Genomic DNA, 21857 nt, shown 5'->3' on the forward strand with positions numbered 1-21857 from the left:
TGGATGTCTGATGTCCCGGAGACCGAGCCCACCGACAAGCTTGCGGCGGACGATGCCGATCTGGCGGCGCAGGTCGAGAAGTGGAAGGCTCTGAGCCGCCAGAACGAGAGTCGTTGGAAGGAGACTTCCCGAGAGCTGGACCAACTGAAGCAGGGCCAGATGACCGAACACGAGAAGGCCCTTGAGGCCGCTCGCGCCGAAGGCCGACAGGCCAGCGCTACGGAGTTCGGCCGCTCCCTGATCAAGGCGGAGATCCAGCTTCAGGCCTCCGCCGCCGGCGTCTCTGTTCAGCCTGACTTCCTGGACTTCACGCTCTTCGCCGCCGAGGACGGTACGGCCGACCCGGAGAAGGTGAAGGCCTACATCAACGGCCTTCCGGTCGAGTCGGAGTTCGCTGACCTCCAGGGCGCGGGCTACCACCGCAACCCGGCGCCGTCGTTCACCAGCATGGACCCGAACGAGCTGGCCGACATGATCTCCGGCGGGCGTTTCGTCTAACCCTCTCCCCCCAACTTCCCACAGCCCCGAGGCGCTAGCTCGCCTCGGGGCTTCTCTTATGCCTTGGAGGCCTGCCTATGGCGCCAACTACGCATCACATCAACCTTGACCCGAAGCAGGTCACGATTGCCGCTCTCGGCCTGCTTGACCGACAGCTCACCCTTGGCGGGCTTCCGGCCCGGTATTCCGAGCTGTCGTTCACCGGCGGCCTGGGCGACGTCATCAACGTCAACCGCGAGTCGCGCGGCATTCCGGTGCAGTCGACCGGCATCACGACCCCGATCCAGAACCCGGTGAAGGGTGACAAGAACCTCCTGGCCGCCGCGTCGGATCGGCCGCTGCCGACCGACCCGCGTCTTGCCCCGCAGGGCTTCATCCGTGAGAGCCGGTTCCCGGTTCAGCTGACCACCCTGGCCCAGAACTCCACCGTCCTGAGCATGGAGCAGGTCGCCTTTGACCTCCGGGAGTTCGGTTCCCAGGTCCTTACCAAGCTCAGCCGTGGTTTCGCCGAATACTTCGACGACACCACCGCATCATTCATCAAGTCGAGCATCACCCGATCTGCTCTGACTGCCGCCCAGAAGAAGGCAGTTGGCGGCGACGTCACCGTGACCATCCCGGCCGCAGACGGCACCGGCACCAACATGACGGCGCGAGCCCTGGCACTCCGAACCGCCCTGGTGGATGCTCGCATGGCCATGAACCTTGCGAACGTGCCGACCTCGGAGCGCTACCTGATCGCCGGCCCCGAGGTTGAGGCGATCCTCCTCAAGGACCCCCAATTCGTGGCCGTCGACTACTCCGGCGACACCAACGCCCTCCGCCGGGCGACGATCGGCCGGATCTACGGGTTCGACATCGTGATCCACAACAGCTTCGGCCTTGAGGCCTACCTGTTTCACAAGAGCGCGATGCTCCTGGTGTCCGCCTGCCCAGCCATCCCGCTGGGCGCGGTGAACGGCGCCATCCAGAACGTCAACGGGATCGCCACCCGGATGCTCCTCGACTATGACTACGCCCGTAAGGCGGACACGATCGGCCTGGACACCATGTATGGCCTGGCCACCGTCAAGGAGGACCCGGACTATTCGGTGCGCGGCGTCTCCATCGGCGAGGCCTTCGTTCGAGGCCTCAAGATCTCCATCGCGGAGTCTGGTGCTCCGGCGGGCGGCTGATGAATCGTTTCGCCACTTCTGAGGACGTGGCTGCCCGCCTTGGGCGGCCCGTCCTGACGGACGAACAGCCTCGGGTCGATGCCCTTCTGGATGACGTCTCGGTTCTCATTGCCGCGTACTGCAACGGTAATTGGGACACGTCCGCTCCACCGGCCACGTTCAGGGTGGTTGCCTGTTACGAGGTGATTCGTTGGCTGTCGGTCACGCCCGGTGTGGTCATGGAGAGGACCGGCGAGTTGGAGGTGCAGTTTCAGGCCTCCGCCTCCGTTCTCGGTCTCTCCGAGGCTGCCAAGGCGTCCCTTCGCCGATACCGGCGTTCCCTCTCCTCAATCCCCCTGGCCCGGGAGGTGCAGCCCTGCCCCGATACTCCGAGCCCGTAGAGGTCTGGCGCGCCGCCCTGGTGGCGGACGCCTACACCAACCGGCGGGACTGGGACCACACAACGAAGGTCTGGTCAGGACTAGCCAGCGTCCAGCCTGGTAAGCCTTACACGGTTCGATCGCCTGAGCGGGAGACCACAGTTGATCGGCTGCTGATCTACCTCCCGCCATCCGCCGTCGTGGACTCTGCCGACCAAATTACCGTCCGTGGAGCGGTCTACCAGGTCGAGGACGAGCCCGCCCACTGGCGAGCCGGCGCCCTCAGCCACATCACGGTGAAGGCAGTGCGGGTGAGGCGATGAGCAAGTTCACCCTGCAGATGACGCCCGGGTGGGAGCGAGAGGTTCTGTCGGCTCCTCAGGCTCAGGCCATCGTGGAGTACCACACCGCCCGTATCGCCGAGTTGGCCATCAAGGCGGCTCCGAAGGCCTCGCACCGGTCCAACTGGAACTCGATCAAGCGGAACATCGAAGCCCTGATCACCCTCTATGACACCTGGTATGGCCAGGTGGTCGTGGAGTTCGATCACGACGTCCGCCACGCGATGCTCCAGGAGCGCGGTTACAAGGATCGGAAGGGCCGCCGCCACCCTGGCAGGTACTTCTTGAAGGAGGCCCTGGAACGAGCACGAATCGAATAGCGGATCCGGTCAATGTCGCCTGGATGTACCTGAGTTCGCTGCCTGACCTCCCCGCAGGTTCCGTCACCGGCGACATGGTCGGCCGGCAGGCCGGAGACACCACCATCTACCTCGCCCAGTCCGGGGGCCACCGGATGGTGCGGGACCGGATGGACCGTGCGGACATCGAGTACGACGTCTACCACCCGGACCGCGCCGAGGCCGCGCGTCTGGCCCACGTTGTCCGTCAACATCTCCTTGAGCAGCTGCCCGGCCGGGAAGTCGCCGGGGCCTTGGTGCTCGACGTCGCCGAGATCTCCATCCCCCGGTACTACCCGGACAGCACCAGCCGTGAGCACATGTACGGCGGCGAGATCTCCATTTTCTATATCGAGGCCTGAAAGCCTCTCCAACCAATTCTAGCTAAGCCCTGCGGCCTCACGGACGTGGGGCTTTTTTATGCCCGGAGGAAGCCTTTGACCGATGCCCAGAAGATTCGTTTCGCCCCCAATGGTGGCCTGCATATTGCCCCGGCACCAAATGGCCGTCCGGGCGGCACCCAGCTGCCGACCGATGTAGGTGACGGTAAGACCTCGCCCACCGGCTATAAGAGCCTGGGATACGTGGATGAGGGCGGCGTCACTATCACTCCTTCTATTGAAACCGACCCGATTAATGCCTGGCAGTCCGCGACCCCGGTTCTCTACGTGGTCAAGAGCGCGAGTATCCAGATCAAGGCAACGCTGATTGAGACCAATAATCTCACCACTGAGCTTTTTTGGGGTGCGCCGTGGATCGCTCTTAAGGATAAGGACGGAAAGGAGACGGGCACCTACCGCCTGGATCTCTCTTCGACCCCTGACCTCCAGGAAGTCACCGTGGTCACGGACTGGGCTCAGCGCGGCGTGCTCTACCGCTGTGTGATTCCGCGGGCCATGATTTCGGACCGTGGCGCTATCACCCTCCAGCGCAAGGAGGCCCAGAAGTACGAGCTCACAATCAGTGCTCTGGACACTGCTGGAAATCTCGGTTACGTGCTGACCAATGACGATATCAAGGGGACCAGCGGCGGGGTTGCTCCGCCTGCTCCTTTCTCCGCCTCGGTTGCCGTTCCGGGCTATTCCTCGAATGATTCCGCAAACGCCTCCTGGACCGCCCGTGTCACGGCCACCGGCATTACCAGCCCGGCCACGGTCAAGCTCCTGAACGGCGCCGGCTCCGCCTTCCAGCTCCAGACCACCCTTTCGGCAGACGGCACCTACGACGTGACCGTTCCGAAGGGTCAGGCCACTGCTGAAATCAAGGTGACTCACGTTGGAGTGGATTACTGCTACTCCGTGACCGACAAGCAGCAGATCGGCGTCTCTAAGACCTGCACGGTCGTTTCCGGCTAACGCCGAAGGCCCCTGCCGGGGAGGGCTCATAGTCCCCGGCCCCTTTCCTCTTCCCTAGATGCTGGAGTTCCCCATGCCTGCTGCCAAGACCACCCCGAAGTCGGCCGTCGAGGCCGAGGCCACCGAGACCCCGACCACCTTCGAACACGCCGGGCTGACGTTCACTGTCCCTCCGCCACTGGACCTGCCTCTCGATCTCCTGGACGCCGAGTCCGAGATGGAGGCCGTCCGTCTGATCGTGGGTGACGAGGTGTGGACCAAGTACCGGGCGACCCGGCCGACGATCCGTGACTTCCGGGCCCTGGCCAAGAAGGTCGACGAGGCTGGGGCCGACTCGGGAAACTGATCAACACCGTCCGCGTCGTCCGGGAACACTCAGAGGCCCTGGAGGCCGATCTCCTGGAGTTCTACCGGGTCGATCTTCTCGACCTGTGGCGCGGTCGGCTTTCCCTACGCCGGGTCGGCGTGTTGATCAACTCCCTAATGCACAAGCCGGGTCGGTCCGTGCTCCTGGCAGAGCTGGACGAGTCCACCCAATGGGGCAGCTCGGAACACCTGCTTGCCCGGGTAAGTGACGCTCTTGAACTTTCCAACTACCTCTTTATCAAAGCCAATTCGGACTCGTCGGCTGATCTTCCGATCCCTGAACCGGTTCCACGGCCGGGCATGTCGGCGCCCGAACCCCCGCCTCCTGAACCGCACTTCGCGGACGGTGCGGAGCTTGCTGGCTTCTTCTCGCGAATGAATCAACTCTGACCCTAGGAGGGCTGCATGGCTCCATCCTCTCGCGGCCCGATCAAGGTCGGCAGCGGCTACATCTCCGTCGTTCCACAGATTGATCCCGAGGGCGCCAAGAAGTTTAAGGCCCAGTTGATCAAGCAGATGGAGACCGCTGGCACGGAAGCCGGCAAGGCCTTCGGCGCCGCAGCCACCAAGGGTTTCGAGACCCTGCCGAAGGCCGCTGCCACGGCGGCCAAGAAGGCCAAGGCCGCCATCGAGGCTGAGGGCAAGGACTCCGCGGAGACGTTGGCTCGGATCGAACGAGAGCTCACCGCCCAGTTCGGGTCTGAGGCTGCTCGCCGGTTCAAGGAGGCCCGAAAGCTCGAAGTCGAGAAGCAGGCCCTCGCCGAGGAGACCAGCACGGTCACCCAGCGGGCTCTCCGTGCCACGGTGGCTCAGGAGACTGAGGCCGCAACTGCCCGCAGTCGTGCCACCCAGGCGACCGAACGGGAACGCGTGGCCAGCTTGCGCCGGCAGGCCGAGGCAGCTGCTCAGACTGCACGTGAGGAGCGCGCCAGCCGGCAGCGCGCCCTTGAGGACGAGGCCCGGATCGATCGGGAGATCGAGGCCACCCGGCTCCGCATGGAGCGGGAGACCCAGGCCGCGATCCGGGAGACTGCCCGGGTCCGCCAGCAGGCCCAGCAGCAGGCGATCCGCGGCGAGCTGGCCCAGGTGGCCGCCGTCCGTGACGGGCTCCGCCAGCAGCTTGCCGAGACCCGCACGACGCTCTCTCAGATCTCGGCCTCTCATACCTCTGTCGTAGCGACCATCGGCAAGGCGTGGAAAAAGGGCTTCGAAGGCGTTGAGAAATTTGGCACCGGGCTTTCTGAGGCCGGCCATCTGGTCACCAATAACCTAGTTGCCCCTCTCGGCCTGGCCGCTGCTGCTGCCACCGCCTTTGGCGTTAAAAGTGCCGACTCCATGATTTCAGCTCAGACCGGCCTCCGCGGGATGGGCGTTGAACTTAAGGATGTCAACTCACTTCTCACCGAGATGACCCAGTACGGCATTGAGACGCCATACAGCGTCAATGACATGCTCAAGTACGGTACTCGCTATACGAGGGCGAACGCCGCCCACAACAAGAAGTTTTCATCCTCCGACCCGCTGGAGCACGCGGAAGGTTCTCGGGAAGTAGCTCAGCGGTCTGTCGACATGGTCAAAATGATCGGCGACAGTGCGGCCTATGGCGGCGTCCTCGACCCCAAGATGGTCTCGGATGGCATGTATGCCCTTGAGGTCATTCAGGACATGGGTCGTACTCCATTGCGAAATCTCAAGCAGCTTGAACGCGCTACGGGCATTCCTGCCCAGCAGATTGCCAAGCTGGTCGGTTTCCATGACCGCGCTTTCACTCCGGCTGAACTTGAGGGCCGGAAGAAGATGGCCAAGGATGCGGGCGCCAACCTGGACCCGCCGACCACATATGAAGCCAGTGCCCAGCTCATGGATTTCATGGCGAATGCGAAGGACACCGGCGGCCTGTCCGGCGAACAGCTCATTGAAAAGCTGCTGGAGCACTGGCGCGACCCCAAGATGGGGATCATGGGCTCGGCCAAGCGCATGGGTGGCGCAACGGTCGGCAGTCGCATTGAGAATATGAAGGAGCAGGCCCAGTTCAAGCTTGGCCAGCTCTTTTACAGTGAGGGCGAGGACGGCTCTTACAACTACACCGGTCTTGGCCAGAAGATCATGGGCCACAAGGTCAGTGATAAGGATGGAACCCGCTTTGAGGGCGGGCTCCTTAATGACGTTCAGGACATCGGCAAGGACGTCTTTCCGACGCTCAAGCTGATGGTCGAAAAGTTTATCGACACCCTGTCCAGATTCACAAAGTGGATCAAGCAGGCAGCCGATTATCTGGAGGAACATCCGGCCCTTCGGGACCTGGTGCTCAAGGCCGCCGAACTCGGCGCCGTCCTCGGCCCGCTGGCGATCGGGGCCGGAATCCTGCTCAAGCTGGTGGGCAAGGCCGGCAAGCTGGCCGGCACCCTGACCTCAGTTGCAGCTGCCCCTGTCGTGGCCGCTGGCCGCGGAGTCCGGGGAGCGTCCCGGATCGTTCGACAGGCCCGTGCCGGCGTCCAGAGTCGCGGCGAGGGCGACGGCTTCTTGAGCGGCTACCGCCAGCGTCGAATCGAACTGACCGGCGGAACCTCCGGGGATGACCGCCGAGTCCGCAACGAGATTCAGGCCCTTGAGGCTCAGATCCGCCAGGCGGACGCCAGGACGGCGGAACTCCGCCGGGACCTCCAGGCAGTTAACAACACCCAACTCCGTACTCTTATCGGCGAGTTGTCCGGCAACGGCAACCGTAGTGTTGAAGGGGCCGCACAGGCGGCTCACACGGAGCTGACCCAGGCCCGCACTCAGGGCGTTGAGGCCCTGAACCGGGCCACGCTCAGTGGTCTCCAGCGGGAGCTGGGCGACAGTCGCCAGAAGGCGGCGCTCCTGGTCGCTGAGCTCCAGACCGCTCAGCGTGAGGTCGCCCAGCTCGATGCCAAGCGCCTGGTTGCGTTCAAGGTCCAGGTCGACGGTGCTCACGGTGCCGTTACGGACCTCCGGCTTAAGGTCGAGGAGACCAGCCTCTCCGTCGGCCGCCTGGACGGGAAGAACCTCAACGGCCTTCGGGCCGAGTTCACTCAGGCCCATTCAGCGGCGAACTCCCTGTACGAGAAGATCGGCATGGGCGTCGGGGCAACCTCGGTTGCCGGCCGTGTCGGCCTGCTCGATCAGAGGTCGCTATCCGGGCTCCGGTCCGAGTTCACTCAGTTGCACGGGGCCGCCGACCTGGTCCACGAGAAGGTGGGCCAGGGCACCGGGGCACTCAGTGTGGCCGGGCGAGTCGGTCTCCTGAACCAGCGCTCGCTGTCGGGTCTGAGGGCGGAGTTCGATGCCGTCCACAGCTCCGCTGAGTCGGTCTACACCAAGATCGGTCAGGGTACCGGTGAGGGTTCGGTGGCTGGCAGGGTCGGCCTGCTGAACAACCGTTCGCTCAAGGACATCACTGAGCGAATCGAAAAGCTATCGGCTGCTCTCATGGCGGCTCACGGCCATGCCAAGAGTCTTGACGACTCGATCGACAACATCTCGAAGAAGGCGCCCGGAGGGCATTCTTCGGGTACCCCTTCCAAGCCGGATACTCCGAAGAAAAAATATGCGGCGGGTGGTGTTCTTCCTGGCTATGCGCCGGGTGTGGACTCCATTCCGGCGATACTTTCCCCCGGTGAGGCAATCCTCCGACCGGAGGTCACTGCGGCCCTCGGGCCGGCTCTGATCCACTCGTGGAATGCAGCGGCCCGAAAGGGCCAGCTGTCCCGCTACGCGGGCGGCGGTATTGCGGGCCGGTTCGGGTTCGACGATATCCGCAACGCGATTCAGCTTCAGAACGTTTTCCCCTATGCCACGGCTGCTGCTCGGGTCATGTCTTACTCCAAGACGAGTGACGACATTGGAGGTGACGCTCAGTCCGGAATGCTCGGTGTCGGGTCGAACGCCTCTAGGTGGGTCGGTTCCGGCGTCGCAGACCGGTTCAAGGGAATCTTTGATTTCGTCACCACGGACTCGTGGTCGCTTCTCCGCCGAGTTCCGACCGTTCTCGGCCAGGTAGCGGGAACTCTCGGCGGAAGTATCTCGCCGATCCTCGGCCAGTATTTCTGGGACGACATTTGGAAGGGCGATGGGAACATTCTCCGACGAGGAGAGCGGTTCCTCGGAGACACGTTCTCAACTCACACTCTGACCGAGGCCCTGGGAAACCTTGGCGGCGGCGCGTGGGAATCGCTGAAGGCTGTTGTCGGCGGCGCTAAGGATCTGATCACAGACCCGATTGGAACGGTAAAGGAGGGTATTAACGGGATCTGGGATGTCGCCTCGGCCGAGGTCGATCAGGTCGTCGACATGGTTCAGGCTGTTAAAGGCATCTACGATGCTCCAGGCGATTATGCCGAGTCGGTTCTAGAGGACGTCCTGAGCACAGCCAAGGAGGCCCTGCCGAATATCGATGGTCTTTTCGACTTCTCGTCCGGCTCTAAGGTTTCGGCCACCATCCCGGTGTCCGACCTGGATTTCCATGACATGCTCGGCGGCAGGCTCGATCCCACCGGGGATCAGGTTACCCGCTGGCGCCCGACGGTTCAGCGGGTCCTCGGTGAACTGGGCCTCGACCAGAGTTACACGGATCTGGTTCTGCACCGGATTCAGGTGGAGTCGAGTGGCGATCCTAACGCCGTCAATAATTTCGACTCGAACGCCCTGAACCCGAATATTGGGGCCAGCGCCGGTCTCATGCAGACCATCCCGGCGACCTTCGCGGCCTACGCCGGACCGTACCAGTACCTCGGGCGGTTGAACGGTCTCGCCTCGATTTATGCAGGACTGAACTACGCCATCCACCGTTACGGCGCCGGCTGGCCTCAGGCTCTCTCCGGAAACCAGGGGTATTGGTCCGGAACGCTTTCCGCATCTCCCGGCCTAAAGCTGGTAGGTGAGCAGGGTCCAGAGCTGGTGAATTTCCGAGGAGGTGAGCGAGTCCACAACGCCGGGGACACCCGGCGAATGCTCCAGGGCAAGACCTACGAAATCCACATCCATGAGGCCAAGGCCGAGGACACCACTCAGGCCGTTCTGCGGGCCATGCAATACGCGGAGGTGATGTCAGCAATGTAATCGCGAGGGAGGCCCTATTTGCCGATTCCGGCTATAACCCCAACCGTCAAGGACCAGCAGCCGGCACCCCTGCCGCTGCCCCCTCAGCCGGTGGAGTGGGGCCATACCCATGTCACGATTACGGGCAAAGGAGGTCAGGGGGAGGAGATCTCTCTGACCTCCTTTGCCGCCCAGGAGTGGCCAGCGATCCTGATTCAGGCCGGAGCCACCGGACTCGATATGCCGCCCGTCGAACTCTATGCCGACGACAGTCCGAATCTGGACGGCTCCATTTACCGGGGCAGCCGTGTGGCCGCCCGGCAGATCATGATCCCGGTCTATCTGCACGGGGTTGACCGTCGGTCTCTTCGAGACCTAAAGCGGCGGTTGATCCGGGCCATCAACCCAAAGAACGGCCCGTGCTTGATCAAGGTCACTGAGGCCGATTCCCAGACCCGAACCCTGATGGCTCACTACAAAGACGGTATGCAGGGTGACGAAGGCGTGGATAATGCCGGGTTCCGCTGGTCCAAATACGGCTTGCAGTTCACCGCCTATGACCCGTGGTGGTACGGCCCCGATCTCCAGGTGGCGGAGTGGAGTTTCGGCAGTGGCACGGCCTTCTTGAAGACCAGCAAGGGATTCATGCCGCTCTCCCTGAACAAGGGCGTCCTGTCCAACTCGGCCATCCCTGTGGTGAACCCCGGCGACGTCGAGGCCTGGCCCGTGTGGCAGCTCAAGGGGCCCGTCCGCGGGTTCCGCCTCACCGGACCGGACGGCGGCTCGTTCGGCATCTCTGCCGGGTCCGTCGGGGCACCTGACGTCGTACCAGCAGGACGAACGCTCACCATCGACACCCGTCCCGGATACAAGACGCTCCGGGACGACCAGGGCACCAACTACTGGCCCGGGTTGGACGGCTCCCCTGCCCTCTGGCCTGTGCCGGCCGGGACGTCGGCCGTCTCCGTGGACCTGGCGGCCAGCGGGCCCACCACCTCCCTCCGTCTGACTTTCCGCCCCCGATACGAGAGCTACTGATACCCATGGGATACCGAATCGAGGTCAGGGACCGGAACCTCCGCCGGGTAGGCGAGATCGACACGTGGATCAAGCTCGACATGATCGTACGTTTCTGCCAGCAGGGTTCATGGCAGCTGCTTATCAAGGCCGGGACGCATCAGGCCGCCCTCCTCCAAAAGGGCGGCGGGATCTCCGTCTATCAGGATGGCGTGCCCCATCCCGTCCTTACCGGTCAGATCGAGTTTTTTCAGAAGTACTGGACCACAGTCCAGCACACTGGCGAAGGATCACTGTTCGTCGGCGGGAAGTGCGACAACAAGGTCGCTTACTCTCGTCTCGCATTCCCCGAGCCTTCCGCCCCAATCTCAGAGCAGTACAAGGCGAAGTCGAACCGGGTTGTCTCCGGTCGTGCCGGCTCAGCGCTTCTATGGGAACTGGAGCACGCGGTAGGAGCCTCTGCGCTCCCGGACCGTAGGGTTCCCGGCCTGGCCCTGCCTGCCTCCGCGGACTTCGGTGATCCGGTCTCCGAGGTGCTGCGGTTTGATTCAATCGGCACAGTCCTTGAGAAGTGGACAGATTCCAAGAGCATCGGATACCGACTGGTCTACAACCCCGATACGAGGCGTATTGGCCTGGAGGTCTACACGCCTCGGGACCGGTCCAAGGAAGTACGCTTCTCCCCTGAACTGGGGAACCTCCGGGAATACGTCTGGTCGCTTACCGCACCCAGGATCACCCGAGCCATTGTGGCATGCCAGGGAGAGGGAGAGGAGCGCTACCTGTACCAGCAGATCGATTCTGAGGCCGAAACCGAGTGGGGTATCCAGATCGAACAACTGGTTGACCGCCGCGACCTCCCGCTCAAGACCGACCCAGCCACCGGCCAGCCGGCCAAGGCAAGGCCGGAAACTACAGATGAGGAGTTCGCGAACGCCAAGAAGGTCGTCCGCGATGCCGCTGCCGCAGCCCTCCAGCAGGGTGAGCGAAACGGAAACTTCCAGCTGTACCCGATTGACACGGAACAGATCCAGTTCGGTCGGGACTATTTCGTGGGTGACCTGGTTACCGTCTCAATCGACGGAGTCGACTACGTCGATATAGTTCGTGAGGTCAGCATCACCGTTGAGGATGCCGGAAAGCAGCTCACCATCCGCCCAAAGATCGGCGAGCAGGGTACCGGCGATCCACTGAATCTGTACAAGACCGTAAACGAGCTTCGAGAGAAGCTGAAGAAACTCGAAGCGAGGATGTGATTCATGGCTGAACTCAGCTACCCATTTGCCCAGGCGAATTCCTCGGGCGGCAGTGAGATGGTTTCTCAGATTCAGTGGCAACAGATGGCCCACCTGTGGGGCGGGGACCGAATCGACTACCAGCTCACCAGTAGCACCTATGATGCCGCGGCCCTCCCTTTCGCCTGGAAGGTCATCAACGGTCGAACAATTACCGTCGACCCCGGGAATGCGTGGGTCGGGGGTTTCTACTACCAGCTCACGGCGACTGCTTCTCTGGACGTCGAACCGAATCCGACGGATAAGCCCCGTAAGGACACTTTGGTCATTCGGGCTGATGTCACCAAGGGCAGTGTGAATCTGGCCGTGGTGAAGGGCCAGCCGAGCATTTCCCCGATCGCCCCTCAGCCCCAGCGGGCTCCGGGCCAGCGCTGGGAGATGGTCCTCCTGGAAGTCGATGTGCCGGCGGCCAATGGCGCCCTGGTGGTCTACTCTCGGGGGAATTTCGACATGCCCCGGGCAGTGGCAACGCCATGGAACACGCGGAGTACGGCTGATTTCCTGCCCCGAGGGTCTTTCCTCTATGACCTGGACGTGGACGGTGGAGACAGCCAGTACGAGGCCTACAGCGGTCGTGACGGCTATGTGGTGGCCCGGCACCTGGGCAAGGCCCGACCTTTCACCCCAGGGCTCTGGGGCATGAATTCACAGCCTGCCGAGGTCGATCGCGTGTGCCGCTGGCGGTGGGCGGCCCCGAATCTGGTCCACTTCAACATGCGGATTCGAAACCCCGGGGCCGACATCGTGACCACCGGGTGGTACATGCAGGCCTCCCTTCCCCAGCCGGCCAACGGGCGGACTGCCCAGACGTTCCACGGCTACATTGACAACCCCGGCGGAAACGGCGGGCGCCCTTGGCTGAGCGACGTCCGTGGAATCACCTGGGAGGGAAACAGCACCACGACTGTGAACCTCTTTACCCCGGATTCCACCGGGCTCACTGTGCTCCCGGGTATCCCTGCCCGTTCCACGCTCTATCTGAGCGGTACTTACGAATCCGACGTCTTCGCCGAGTAAGGAGACTTTATGGCACGAAATCTCTTTGGGGGCACGTCCGCTGACGTGGCGGAAAGCGTGAGCGGAGCCCGGATTCCCGGCGCCGTCGGGACCGTTTGGGACGGCCCCAGCGAGGGCGCCCGACAGATCACCGACCTGACCGACTCCTCCGGCGCCCCGGTCCTCCAACTCGTAGCGGACAACCGGGGCATGGTGCCCCCGTTCTACGGCCCTCCGACCGGTTCAGAGCGGCTGTGGGTGGACTTCGGGGCCGGACGCGTCGGACTCCTCGCCACGAACACCGGTGAGCGCCTGGTCCAGCACCAGGCCGCCGCGGACCCTCACCAGGACCGCGCCTACACCAATGAGCGGCTGCTGAACTACGTGCCGATCAACGGGTCGGATCTCAACGTCCCAGCCGGTTCGGACTGGGCTCGGTGGATCGTCGCCTCGACTGCCGACATCAACGGTTCAGCCTGGAAACTCAAGACGGCCGACAACACCGATTACACCCGGCTTCGCAACAGCGGCGCCCTGCTGATTGACACCATTGGAGTGCGCGCCGCCCTCTGCATCGGTGCCCCGGCCTACCCGGCGAACCAGACCGTTGTCAACGTCACCAACTCGAAGGCCAGCACCACAACTACCGCCAGCGTTTTTCGAGTTCAGGGCGACGGTTCGGTGATCTCTGCGGGTACCGTCACGGCCACGAACGTTGGTTCAGCCAGGCTGTTCAGCGGGCCCAACGCTCCGGCGGTCCCTCGGCCTGGAGACGTATGGGTGCAGTATGGCTAACCAGCTTCGTGTCTGGGACGGCTCGGCCTGGGTCGACCGAACGCCGCAGATCTGGGACGGGTCGAAGTGGGCCCCGAAGCCGCCCCTTTACTGGGACGGGGCGGCCTGGATGGACTCCGCTCCGACGCCCCGGGAGTTTCCGGCCTACCGGGGCGGAAGCAGCTCACTCGTCCAGGGCCAGGGCCTGGTGGAACTGCCTCTCCCCCCGACCCGTACGAACGACTGGATCGTGTCTATCTGCGTGGCCGACGGTTCTTCGACGGCGCCCCGTTTACTGAGCCCTGCCGGGGCGATCCCCACCCAATACCGGCTAGGCAGCGGCCTGTTGATGGCGGTTGCCGTGTGGCCCTGGGAACCATCCCGGGGGGCCTCTGTCACCTGGGACGTCGGTGGCGCGCATGCCGCCACGATGAACCTCGTATATCGACTTGGCGATATTTCTAGCGTGGGCCTGACGCCGGTTGTCGGAATCCGGGAGTACAGCGGCACCAACTCCCTCCCCCTGATGGCCTCGACCAGCTACCGCAACTTGTACGCCGCTGTGACCGTCTCCAACTCCCTGACTGGCCTTGCCTGGCCGTCCGGCGTGACGCCTCGGGCTCAACAGCTCGGGACGTGGGGGATGAATGAAATCAGTCTCATGACGGGCGACACTCCGGGGGCCGGCGGTTCCCCTGGGGGCATCCAGTTGGACGCCACGGTCTCCTCTGCGGCAGTGGTCCTGATCTCAATTCCCGGCCGCTCTGACGGCAAGTCGACCTGGATTCTCGGAGACCCCGTTGGGTCTGTTCTCGGAGAGACCACAATTCTGGAGCTATAACTGATCTCACTCCCTCCTCTCAAGTCCTGGACAAGCCGCCAGGTGATCGGCCCGGCCGATCTCAACGGCCAGATTTATGACGTTCACGATGCTCTCTATAAGACAGTCACGGATCACGATAGTTCGATCAACCGGCTCAAGGTCAACCCGGTACTTCATCTCGGCCTGGCCGGGACATTTCAGCTGGCCGCCGATTCGTCGTCTGTCGTGTACTGGGATACGGCCCATCCGATTACCAAGGTCGGGGCCTGGGATCTCTCCAGCACCACCGATATCAAGGTGCCTGAGGCTGGTGTGTACCGGGCGCACATGAGCCTTGGTGGCTGGTCTACCGGGAGCGCAAATGCCAAGGTCAGAGGGTCGTTGAGTGGTGGCGGCCGATCCCATGGCGCCATCATGTACGGCATGCCGGGCTCGGATACGTACGGCGACACGACCACTACTTCTTTCCAGATGATGGCCACCCTGAACGCTGGTGATGCCATTAGCGCAAACATCGTCTCGTGGTGGCAGGGGTTCCGTTCAGATCTTGGGCCAGGTTACGACCGCGACGTTTGGTCATTGCAGATCGAGAAGATTTCCGGGTAAAGGAGGCTAATGACCCCTACTGACATTTTCAGCTATGCCGGTACGGCGGCCTCGGTCACCGCCGCGTTCGTTATGGTCCGCGCATCCTGGCAGATCAACTCTGCGGAAGTCTGGCGCGGTGAGGCTGAGGCACAGAAGACCCGGGCAGACAGGCTCCAGGATGACCTGAGTGAAATTAAGGAGCGGCTTACCCGCATTGAGGCGGAGAACCGTCGACTGGTCGAACTGATCACGACCCTCGACCCGACCAGGATTCGCTCCGACATCTGATTAATTCATTCATTCCCGAGGGGACCGGCCGCCTGGCCGGCCCCTCTCTTTATTTCCTCAGGAGGTTCCTCTGAGTCAGGTTTCCAACGTCCTATCGATCGCAGCCGGCGAGGTCGGCTATCAGGCCCAGCGCGCACCGGGCGAGCGCCCGTCCGGCCACCAGAGGTATTCCGGAGAGGTTCCGGGCCTTGGGTGGAGCAACTATCAGCCGTGGTGCGCAACTTGGGTCAGCTGGGTAGCCATGAAGGCCGGCGTCGCCAGTCTCTACCCGCGTACCGCTTCCTGCTCGAACGCCGTCGACTGGTTCCAGTCCCGGGGCCGGTGGAGCGCCTACCCGGCGATCGGCGCTCAGGTCCTGTACGGGCCCGGCGGAGGTACTCACACCGGAATCGTCTACGCCTACGACGAGACCACCATCTACACATACGAGGGCAACACCAGCACGGAGAACGACGCCAACGGCAACAAGGTCATGCGCCGGTCGCGGCGCCGCCGGGACTCCTACGTCTACGGTTACGGTCTGCCCGTCTTCGATGGGGGCATCACCACCGCGGACCCCGCCCTCAAGGGGCGGGCAGGCTTCGCCTACCAGGCGTCCGCCTCCGGCCCGGCCGGAAACTCCGGCTCGACCTCCGGTAGCACCCGCACTGTGACCGTGCGAGCCGGCCAGACGCTCACCGCGATTGCTGCTGCAGCCGGGATCAGCCTGGCCGCACTCCTGGCGGCCAACCCGGGTGTGAAGGACCATTCCGACCAGATCCGTCCTGGTGACACCGTCACCGTGCCAGCCGTCCCCGGCGACCAGGAGCCAGCCCAGTCCAACCCCGAGCCGGCTCCGAATCCCGACCCGATTCCCCCGCCGGCCACCAACTCCTTTCCGGGTGTCGACAGGTTCGGTCCTGGCGCCAACAACGTCTCGGTGACCAAGCTCGGTCAGCTCCTGGTGCAGCGCGGTGGGGCCCGCTTCTACTCCGAGGGCCCAGGCCCTCGCTGGGGTGAGGCCGACCGTCGGGCGGTCCAGGCATTCCAGCTGGCTCAGGGGTGGTCGGGCAGCTCCGCGGACGGCATTCCCGGTCCGCAGACCTGGGACTACCTGATCAATGGCAAGGGTCAGAACATCAGCTCGACCACCTCAACGCCGACCGCTTCGACCTCCAGCTCGTTCCCGGGTCGCCAGGCCTTCCGTCCTGGTGTCAGCAACCCGAGCGTGACCGCCGTCGGCAAGCAGCTCGTCCGCAAGGGTTACGGCTCGTTCTACCGGGTTGGTCCTAGTTCTCGATGGTCGGAGGCAGATCGGCGCGCTGTCGCGGCCTTCCAGCGTGCTCAGGGCTGGTCCGGCTCCAACGCCGACGGCTACCCGGGACCGGTCACCTGGTCCCGCCTCATGCGCTGACCTCATCTCGCTCTGAACGAATCAAATCCCAAGGGAGACACATGAATTCATTCATTTCCACTCACGCTGTCCGGGTAGTGGCCGCCGTTGCGGCCCTGATCCCGCTCCTGACCGCCTGGTACCCGCAGATCCCGTGGGAAGCCCTGGTGGCTGCCGCTGCGGCCCTGGTTGGTGCCGGTGAACTGGCTCAGCGGCACGAGGACGGCAAGACCGTTGCGGCTCTACACGAGACCTCTCCGCAGGACCGCGCGGCCGCGCTCCAGGTCGAGCTGACCAAGCTGGAGGCCGACCAGACCACCTGATCCAGAACGCAAAGAAGCCCCTCCCCTTCTGGGGAGGGGCCTTTTCGTGCTTCCGGGCCAGCGTGCTGGGTGGGGCCTCGCCGGTGATCAAGCAACCGTGGTCACGTGCGGAGCGCATTGTACGATCACGCGCCGCTCCAAGGTGGGCATTTTCCCCTAATAGCTGCAAGTGCCTGAAAGCAAGCGACCGCTCGGTTACCGTCGGTTCTGTGTTTGCAGCAGAGCGTCGTCAGTTGATCATTGAGATGGTGCGCGCCAACGGGGCGGTCTCGCTCCGGGAGTTGGCCCGCGTCGTTCAGACCTCCGAAGTGACCGTACGTCGCGACGTGCGGGCGTTGGAGGCAGAAGGACTCCTCGACCGCCGGCACGGCGGCGCGGTGCTCCCCGGCGGCTTCAGCCGCGAACCCGGTTACTCACAGAAGCCCCTCATTGCCCCCATCGAGAAGAGCGCCATCGCCGATCTCGCCGCCGACCTGGTCCAGGAGGGCGACACCATCATGGTTGGCACGGGGTCCACCACCTTGGAGTTCGCCCGGCGTCTCATCCGCATCCCCGACCTCACCGTAGTTACCAACTCGCTGTCGATCGCTCAGGCCCTGGCGCACGCCAACCGCGTTGAGGTGGTGATGACCGGTGGCACCTTGTCTCTCGGCAACGCGCTGGTGGGCAGTGAGGCCCAACAGGTGCTACACGAGCTGCGCGCCAGCAAAGTGTTCCTCTCCGGCGGTGGTCTCACCGCCGAACGCGGCCTCTCCACCGCCAACATGCTCTGTGCGAGCGTGGACCGGGTGATGGTGCAGTCGGCCGCCAAGGTGATCGTTCTCGCCGACCACACCAAGCTTGGCGCACAATCCATGTTCCAAACGGTACCCACCGAGGCCATCACCAGGCTGGTCACCGACCGGCACGCCACCGTCGACGACCGGACCACCAGCGAGCTGGATGCGTTGGCCGACTGCGGGGTTCAGATCGACCTGGCCCCCGTCGGCCCGGCGGTCGAACCGCCCATTCACGACCAGGCAACGCCCGTCACCCAGCCCCGCTTGGTCCCCCTTCCCTCGCAACGCCGTTCCGCCCACGGGCCGACACGTCGCAGGTAGGCTCTCGCCGCGCCCCAGCCACCTGTCCAGGCGAGGGGCGCGGCAATAGCGTCGATTTTAAAGAGCCGAGGGAAGAACCCCCCGCGGGATACGACCGAGCCAGAACGCCGCCGTCGACGTCGCCACATGGCTCTGTGCGATACCGGTTGTGGACCCGTCATGTACCAGCAGCTCCGTGGGAGCGACGTAACCCTCTCCGGGGTCGATACGGATACGCAAGCACTCCATGGAGCCACGTGCAACGAAGGCTGACACGTCGTCCGTGTGTGGGTACCGTTCGGCAAAGTCCGTGGGGTACAACTTCCGACAGATTGTCACTGCGTCGAACTCGCCGACCAGCAGGTAGCGGGACAACGGACCGAGGTTCACCGTGAGCCTGCGCCGCGAGTCCAACCGGTCAGCACAGGTCTGCTGATCCCAGTTGTCCAGGTGCAGCCCGATCCGCAGGCCGCCGTTCTCCGGGTCCACCGTCGTCGTCAGTGCGTCCCCTGCACAGCTCATCGCACCCCAATACGTGGCGTCGGCGGACGGCAATACCGGAATGTCCTTGCGACCCAAGCCGGCCTCGGCGAGGACGGCGAACGTCTCGTCGGGAAGCCGGACGACTTCGACCATCCGGCGCTCGTCTGTTGCACCTCGCAAGAGCTCTGCATGGGACGGGGTCAGCGGTCGCCAGTCGTCGGTCGGTACGACGGCTCCGGTGTCGTAGTTCTTGTCATCCGCGCTCACCAGCCGTGTGCCGCTGACGTGACACCGTTCAAGGATTCCGCCGACAGTCGCATCGGCGGGGAACAGTCGCATGGCTTTCCTCTCGGTGGATGTGAACGCGGCGGCCTACCGCCCCGGTCCGAAGACCTGGGCGGTAGGCCGTCACATGCGTGTTGTTACTTCTTCTTCGCCCAGTTGGCCCAGCCGAAGCCGGAGAAGCGCTCATGGGTGCCTGGGGTCTCAACGTCCTCAGCGGCCCCGCCGATCTCCACCAGGTCGTCAACCACGGAGGCGTCCGCCTTCAGGGTGTCGAAGATGTCCTCGTTCATGCCGTGTTCTCCTTTACTGTGGCTTTCTCCAGCGCCAGAACCAGCGCCTGTTCCGTGTTGCGGCAATAGCCCGTCTCCGCGGCCTCGAAGCTGCCGTGCTCGAAGAATCGGTTACTGGCCTGTGATCCGAGGCAGAAGCTGTAGAACTTGCAGGTCCGCTCGCACGTGTCGAGCGCCACCAGGAACTCCTGCACGTAGCCCAGGCGGTGGGCTTCGTCAATGATCGACGAGATGTCCTGCCGCAGGACGTTGCCCGCCACGAAGTCCCCGTATTTGGGGGCCTTGTGGCCGGCAAGCTCAGGGGAGAGAAGGACCACGTCCCCGGTCACGGAGACCGTCGGGATGGGGTCCACGCGGTACTCGTTGCGGCGGCGGGCTCGCTCCTCCGGGGATGCTCGCAGGTACTTGCCCAGCCTGTCGACCTCTCGGACACGAATGGCATTCGGGCCCCGTTCGCGGGCCCAATCGATGACCTCGGTCCAGAACTGCTGTACGCGGTCTTTGGGAAGCTGCGGGCGGTCCTGGTTGAGGCCTTCGGCTTCCTCGATGTTGAGCCCAATGCCGTAGGCTCCCAGGGACGCGAAGAAGTCCAGGATGTCCCTGGTCTGGCTGATGCTCTCCTCTGTGATCACAGAGATCACGTCGAAAGGCACCTTGCGTTCACGGAGGCGCCCAATTCCGCGGACGATCCGGTCGAACGCCGCCCGGCCCTTACGGTCGACCCGTTGTACGGTGAGATGGGCCGGACCGTCGATGCTGACACCGAGGTCGATGTGGTGTTCCTCGATCAGGTCGATCCACGTGTCCGTGATCAGAGTGGCGTTGGTCTGCATCCCGTGCGCGACAAGGCCAGCATCCACCAGGGGGCGGAACGGTTCCAACAACTTGGCGAACCTCTTCACTCCGAGGGCCATCGGCTCCCCGGCGTGCCAGACCAGGTCCACCGGCCTGCCATCCGAGTGATCCATCGCCTCGATGGAGGCGGCTACCGCCCCAGCCACCTCCAGGCCCATCGGCGTTTTGGCGTCCTTGTCCGGCAGGTAGCAGTAGGTACAGGCCAGGTTGCAATACCCTGTGGGCTGTACCACGACAGTGCGGGGCTTCCTGGCGATGCGCCGTTCAAAGCTCGGCTCGCCAGTTTCGGACGCGGTCACGCGGCGGCGGGGTCGAAGTCGGCGAGCGCCTTTCGGTTCCCCATCTCGTGTGCCAACCCCAGTTCCGTTACGAAGACCCGCAGCTTTCGGCGACCGGAGGCATCCGCCTCATCCCGGCGGAAGCCTCCGTGCCTTTGCCAGTAGTCCTTCTGGATGGTCGCCTTGGCCGCTTCCTTGAGGTTCACCCTCAGCTCCGCAAGACCCATCACTCGAAGCTGGTGTTTCAGGCCGATGAAGGTCAGCACGCGATTGGCGCGCAGATCGGCCTTGCGGGCCTCGTCAACCTGCGGGTTGACGCTCTCGGCTTCGACGAGCTGTTGATGCCCGAGGCCGAGGTCCAGCTGTACACGTTCACGGTGCTGGAAGTACCCGACCGCCGTCTGTACGGCAACAACACCGGCCAGGATCAGGACAGCACGACTGCTCTTCATGATAGCTTCTCCCAACTCTGAATGAATTCAGTGGATTTGATTCATTCGTGGATGCGCTATCGGATCCAGTTCTTGCAGGAGGCGTTGTTCGGCGCCCCACAACCGCAGTCGCACCCGTGCGGCCCCTGGCGCTCAACCATGTTCATCTCCTCGGTAGTTCGCTGATTCTGAGGCCCGCCCCGGGCGTGAAATTGTCACGTGACGCACCCGGGGCGGGAGCTGTGTGGCCGCCCCTCTCCCCCGTACGTCGACACAGGGTGGAGGGGCGGCGCGTGCGCTCAACAGGGGACTCCTGGACCCCGGAGCGCCCCCCGGCATCGCGCGGTGCTCACTCCCGCGATGCCGGGAGTTCTAGGCCCGCCCTGGTTGTCCGTCCGTGACGTTTAACGGCTCCAGGGCGGGGGTTCCGGTCAGAAGATCAGGACTCCACCGACCGGTGATCAAGGGGTGGACCGCTCCCCGCCAGTGCGGGTTCTGACGGGGAGCGGTGTGGCTCAACAAGGGCTGCTCGCCAACGCCCTCGGAACCAACCGGCAGGGGAGGTCAGCCTGCCGGCGCCCATCCACGACCGTCTTCACGGACGGGCGTTGAACCCCGCCGCCGTGCTGGTACGACCTCGCAGCACGGGGGCGGGAGCTTGTCAGTCCGGCTCGCGGTTCAACCACAGGCCGGAAGCGATGTTGCCCTCCCAGTCCCCTCGACAGCGGCGGGGCAGCCGCTGACCACGGTGGTCCGGCCCGGCCCACAACTCCCGGTGACCGCTTCGCACGAATCCCTCGGGGCCACCACTGACGGCCAGCATCAGCGCAAGCTCGGCGTCCAGATCATCCGACGCCCGTTCAGTGGGCTCCATCATTCCCACCCCTCCCCCTTCGACGGCAACGTCGCCCGCAGGGCCGTCTTGTGGACGTGCATTACGAACGCCTCGTGGTGGTCCGCGCAGGCCGGGATGCTGACGTACTGACCGTCACCCCGAAAGTAGAAGAGTCCCGGGGCAACGAGTGTCCAACGCCCCTTGCACGGCACACACCGACCGAGCTGGTACAGGCGCGGGGACGGCATCTCAGTGACCACCGCGTTCTCTGCCCCAGGCGCGGCTGGCCGCGCCACAGCGGCGAAGCCACCGACCGCCAACGAGCTGACATGCAGCCCGGCGATCAGCATCTCCC

General features: G+C 64.0%; 21 protein-coding genes. 16 read left to right on the forward strand and 5 right to left on the reverse strand.

Going from position 1 to position 21857, the window contains the following annotated elements; genetic code table 11:
* Positions 1 to 3: 3 nt before the first annotated feature.
* From P3T27_RS10550 to P3T27_RS10625, 16 genes are all read left to right on the forward strand, one after another.
* Entirely contained in the window at positions 4 to 498 is a 495-nt protein-coding gene (locus P3T27_RS10550; protein ID WP_280676810.1) for a hypothetical protein, read from the forward strand.
* A gap of 77 nt (positions 499 to 575) precedes the next feature.
* Positions 576 to 1673 (forward strand): hypothetical protein, encoded by a 1098-nt coding sequence (locus P3T27_RS10555; protein WP_280676812.1) that lies wholly within the window; start codon positions 576 to 578, stop codon positions 1671 to 1673.
* A gap of 678 nt (positions 1674 to 2351) precedes the next feature.
* Entirely contained in the window at positions 2352 to 2693 is a 342-nt protein-coding gene (locus P3T27_RS10560) for a hypothetical protein (protein WP_280676814.1), read from the forward strand.
* A gap of 23 nt (positions 2694 to 2716) precedes the next feature.
* Positions 2717 to 3073 carry a hypothetical protein gene (locus P3T27_RS10565; protein ID WP_280676816.1) on the forward strand — a complete coding sequence of 119 codons (357 nt, stop codon included), beginning with the start codon at positions 2717 to 2719 and terminating at the stop codon, positions 3071 to 3073.
* 75 nt (positions 3074 to 3148) lie between these two features.
* Positions 3149 to 4066 (forward strand): hypothetical protein, encoded by a 918-nt coding sequence (locus P3T27_RS10570; RefSeq protein ID WP_280676818.1) that lies wholly within the window; start codon positions 3149 to 3151, stop codon positions 4064 to 4066.
* 73 nt (positions 4067 to 4139) lie between these two features.
* Positions 4140 to 4412 carry a hypothetical protein gene (locus tag P3T27_RS10575; RefSeq protein WP_280676820.1) on the forward strand — a complete coding sequence of 91 codons (273 nt, stop codon included), beginning with the start codon at positions 4140 to 4142 and terminating at the stop codon, positions 4410 to 4412.
* Positions 4413 to 4837: 425 nt separating this feature from the next.
* The gene (locus P3T27_RS10580) at positions 4838 to 9511 is read left to right on the forward strand and encodes a transglycosylase SLT domain-containing protein (protein WP_280676822.1); all 4674 of its coding nucleotides are present in this window, start codon (positions 4838 to 4840) and stop codon (positions 9509 to 9511) included.
* Positions 9512 to 9529: 18 nt separating this feature from the next.
* On the forward strand, positions 9530 to 10528 hold the full coding sequence (locus P3T27_RS10585) for a phage tail domain-containing protein (protein WP_280676824.1): 999 nt from the start codon (positions 9530 to 9532) through the stop codon (positions 10526 to 10528).
* 5 nt (positions 10529 to 10533) lie between these two features.
* Entirely contained in the window at positions 10534 to 11763 is a 1230-nt protein-coding gene (locus P3T27_RS10590) for a siphovirus ReqiPepy6 Gp37-like family protein (RefSeq protein ID WP_280676826.1), read from the forward strand.
* 3 nt (positions 11764 to 11766) lie between these two features.
* On the forward strand, positions 11767 to 12819 hold the full coding sequence (locus P3T27_RS10595; protein ID WP_280676828.1) for a hypothetical protein: 1053 nt from the start codon (positions 11767 to 11769) through the stop codon (positions 12817 to 12819).
* 9 nt (positions 12820 to 12828) lie between these two features.
* Positions 12829 to 13593 (forward strand): hypothetical protein, encoded by a 765-nt coding sequence (locus tag P3T27_RS10600; RefSeq protein ID WP_280676830.1) that lies wholly within the window; start codon positions 12829 to 12831, stop codon positions 13591 to 13593.
* A gap of 862 nt (positions 13594 to 14455) precedes the next feature.
* Positions 14456 to 15001 (forward strand): hypothetical protein, encoded by a 546-nt coding sequence (locus P3T27_RS10605; protein WP_280676833.1) that lies wholly within the window; start codon positions 14456 to 14458, stop codon positions 14999 to 15001.
* A 9-nt stretch (positions 15002 to 15010) separates the two neighbouring features.
* Positions 15011 to 15271, forward strand: a complete 261-nt coding sequence (locus P3T27_RS10610; RefSeq protein ID WP_280676835.1) for a hypothetical protein — start codon at positions 15011 to 15013, stop codon at positions 15269 to 15271.
* 97 nt (positions 15272 to 15368) lie between these two features.
* The gene (locus P3T27_RS10615; RefSeq protein WP_280677220.1) at positions 15369 to 16664 is read left to right on the forward strand and encodes a peptidoglycan-binding protein; all 1296 of its coding nucleotides are present in this window, start codon (positions 15369 to 15371) and stop codon (positions 16662 to 16664) included.
* A gap of 77 nt (positions 16665 to 16741) precedes the next feature.
* Positions 16742 to 16966: a hypothetical protein gene (locus P3T27_RS10620; RefSeq protein ID WP_280676837.1), complete on the forward strand. Its 225-nt coding sequence runs from the start codon at positions 16742 to 16744 to the stop codon at positions 16964 to 16966.
* A 209-nt stretch (positions 16967 to 17175) separates the two neighbouring features.
* A complete protein-coding gene (locus tag P3T27_RS10625) occupies positions 17176 to 18066 on the forward strand; it encodes a DeoR/GlpR family DNA-binding transcription regulator (protein WP_280676839.1) in 891 nt (296 codons plus the stop codon).
* Positions 18067 to 18123: 57 nt separating this feature from the next.
* Here P3T27_RS10625 and P3T27_RS10630 read toward each other — a convergent pair whose 3' ends face one another.
* From P3T27_RS10630 to P3T27_RS10650, 5 genes are all read right to left on the reverse strand, one after another.
* A complete protein-coding gene (locus P3T27_RS10630) occupies positions 18124 to 18867 on the reverse strand; it encodes a hypothetical protein (RefSeq protein ID WP_280676841.1) in 744 nt (247 codons plus the stop codon).
* 83 nt (positions 18868 to 18950) lie between these two features.
* The gene (locus P3T27_RS10635) at positions 18951 to 19103 is read right to left on the reverse strand and encodes a hypothetical protein (protein WP_280676843.1); all 153 of its coding nucleotides are present in this window, start codon (positions 19101 to 19103) and stop codon (positions 18951 to 18953) included.
* Positions 19100 to 20257 (reverse strand): cyclophane-forming radical SAM peptide maturase AmcB, encoded by a 1158-nt coding sequence (gene amcB / locus P3T27_RS10640; RefSeq protein ID WP_280676845.1) that lies wholly within the window; start codon positions 20255 to 20257, stop codon positions 19100 to 19102. Before amcB ends, P3T27_RS10635 begins: the two co-directional genes overlap by 4 nt.
* Complete coding sequence (locus P3T27_RS10645) at positions 20254 to 20688, reverse strand: DUF6082 family protein (RefSeq protein ID WP_280676847.1); 435 nt, start codon at positions 20686 to 20688, stop codon at positions 20254 to 20256. Before P3T27_RS10645 ends, amcB begins: the two co-directional genes overlap by 4 nt.
* Positions 20689 to 21328: 640 nt before the next feature.
* The gene (locus tag P3T27_RS10650; RefSeq protein WP_280676849.1) at positions 21329 to 21544 is read right to left on the reverse strand and encodes a hypothetical protein; all 216 of its coding nucleotides are present in this window, start codon (positions 21542 to 21544) and stop codon (positions 21329 to 21331) included.
* Positions 21545 to 21857: the final 313 nt, after the last annotated feature.

This window comes from Kitasatospora sp. MAA19 (genome assembly GCF_029894125.1).
Classification (GTDB): domain Bacteria; phylum Actinomycetota; class Actinomycetes; order Streptomycetales; family Streptomycetaceae; genus Kitasatospora.

Excerpts from the sequence above, each read along its gene's own strand:
- P3T27_RS10600 (WP_280676830.1), top strand. The coding sequence starts at position 12,829 with ATGGCACGAAATCTCTTTGGGGGCACGTCCGCTGACGTGGCGGAAAGC.
- P3T27_RS10630 (WP_280676841.1), bottom strand. The coding sequence starts at position 18,867 with ATGCGACTGTTCCCCGCCGATGCGACTGTCGGCGGAATCCTTGAACGG.
- P3T27_RS10580 (WP_280676822.1), top strand. The coding sequence starts at position 4,838 with ATGGCTCCATCCTCTCGCGGCCCGATCAAGGTCGGCAGCGGCTACATC.
- P3T27_RS10650 (WP_280676849.1), bottom strand. The coding sequence starts at position 21,544 with ATGATGGAGCCCACTGAACGGGCGTCGGATGATCTGGACGCCGAGCTT.
- P3T27_RS10560 (WP_280676814.1), top strand. The coding sequence starts at position 2,352 with ATGAGCAAGTTCACCCTGCAGATGACGCCCGGGTGGGAGCGAGAGGTT.
- P3T27_RS10595 (WP_280676828.1), top strand. The coding sequence starts at position 11,767 with ATGGCTGAACTCAGCTACCCATTTGCCCAGGCGAATTCCTCGGGCGGC.
- P3T27_RS10555 (WP_280676812.1), top strand. The coding sequence starts at position 576 with ATGGCGCCAACTACGCATCACATCAACCTTGACCCGAAGCAGGTCACG.
- P3T27_RS10575 (WP_280676820.1), top strand. The coding sequence starts at position 4,140 with ATGCCTGCTGCCAAGACCACCCCGAAGTCGGCCGTCGAGGCCGAGGCC.
- P3T27_RS10550 (WP_280676810.1), top strand. The coding sequence starts at position 4 with ATGTCTGATGTCCCGGAGACCGAGCCCACCGACAAGCTTGCGGCGGAC.
- P3T27_RS10590 (WP_280676826.1), top strand. The coding sequence starts at position 10,534 with ATGGGATACCGAATCGAGGTCAGGGACCGGAACCTCCGCCGGGTAGGC.
- P3T27_RS10565 (WP_280676816.1), top strand. The coding sequence starts at position 2,717 with ATGTACCTGAGTTCGCTGCCTGACCTCCCCGCAGGTTCCGTCACCGGC.
- P3T27_RS10635 (WP_280676843.1), bottom strand. The coding sequence starts at position 19,103 with ATGAACGAGGACATCTTCGACACCCTGAAGGCGGACGCCTCCGTGGTT.
- P3T27_RS10645 (WP_280676847.1), bottom strand. The coding sequence starts at position 20,688 with ATGAAGAGCAGTCGTGCTGTCCTGATCCTGGCCGGTGTTGTTGCCGTA.
- P3T27_RS10610 (WP_280676835.1), top strand. The coding sequence starts at position 15,011 with ATGACCCCTACTGACATTTTCAGCTATGCCGGTACGGCGGCCTCGGTC.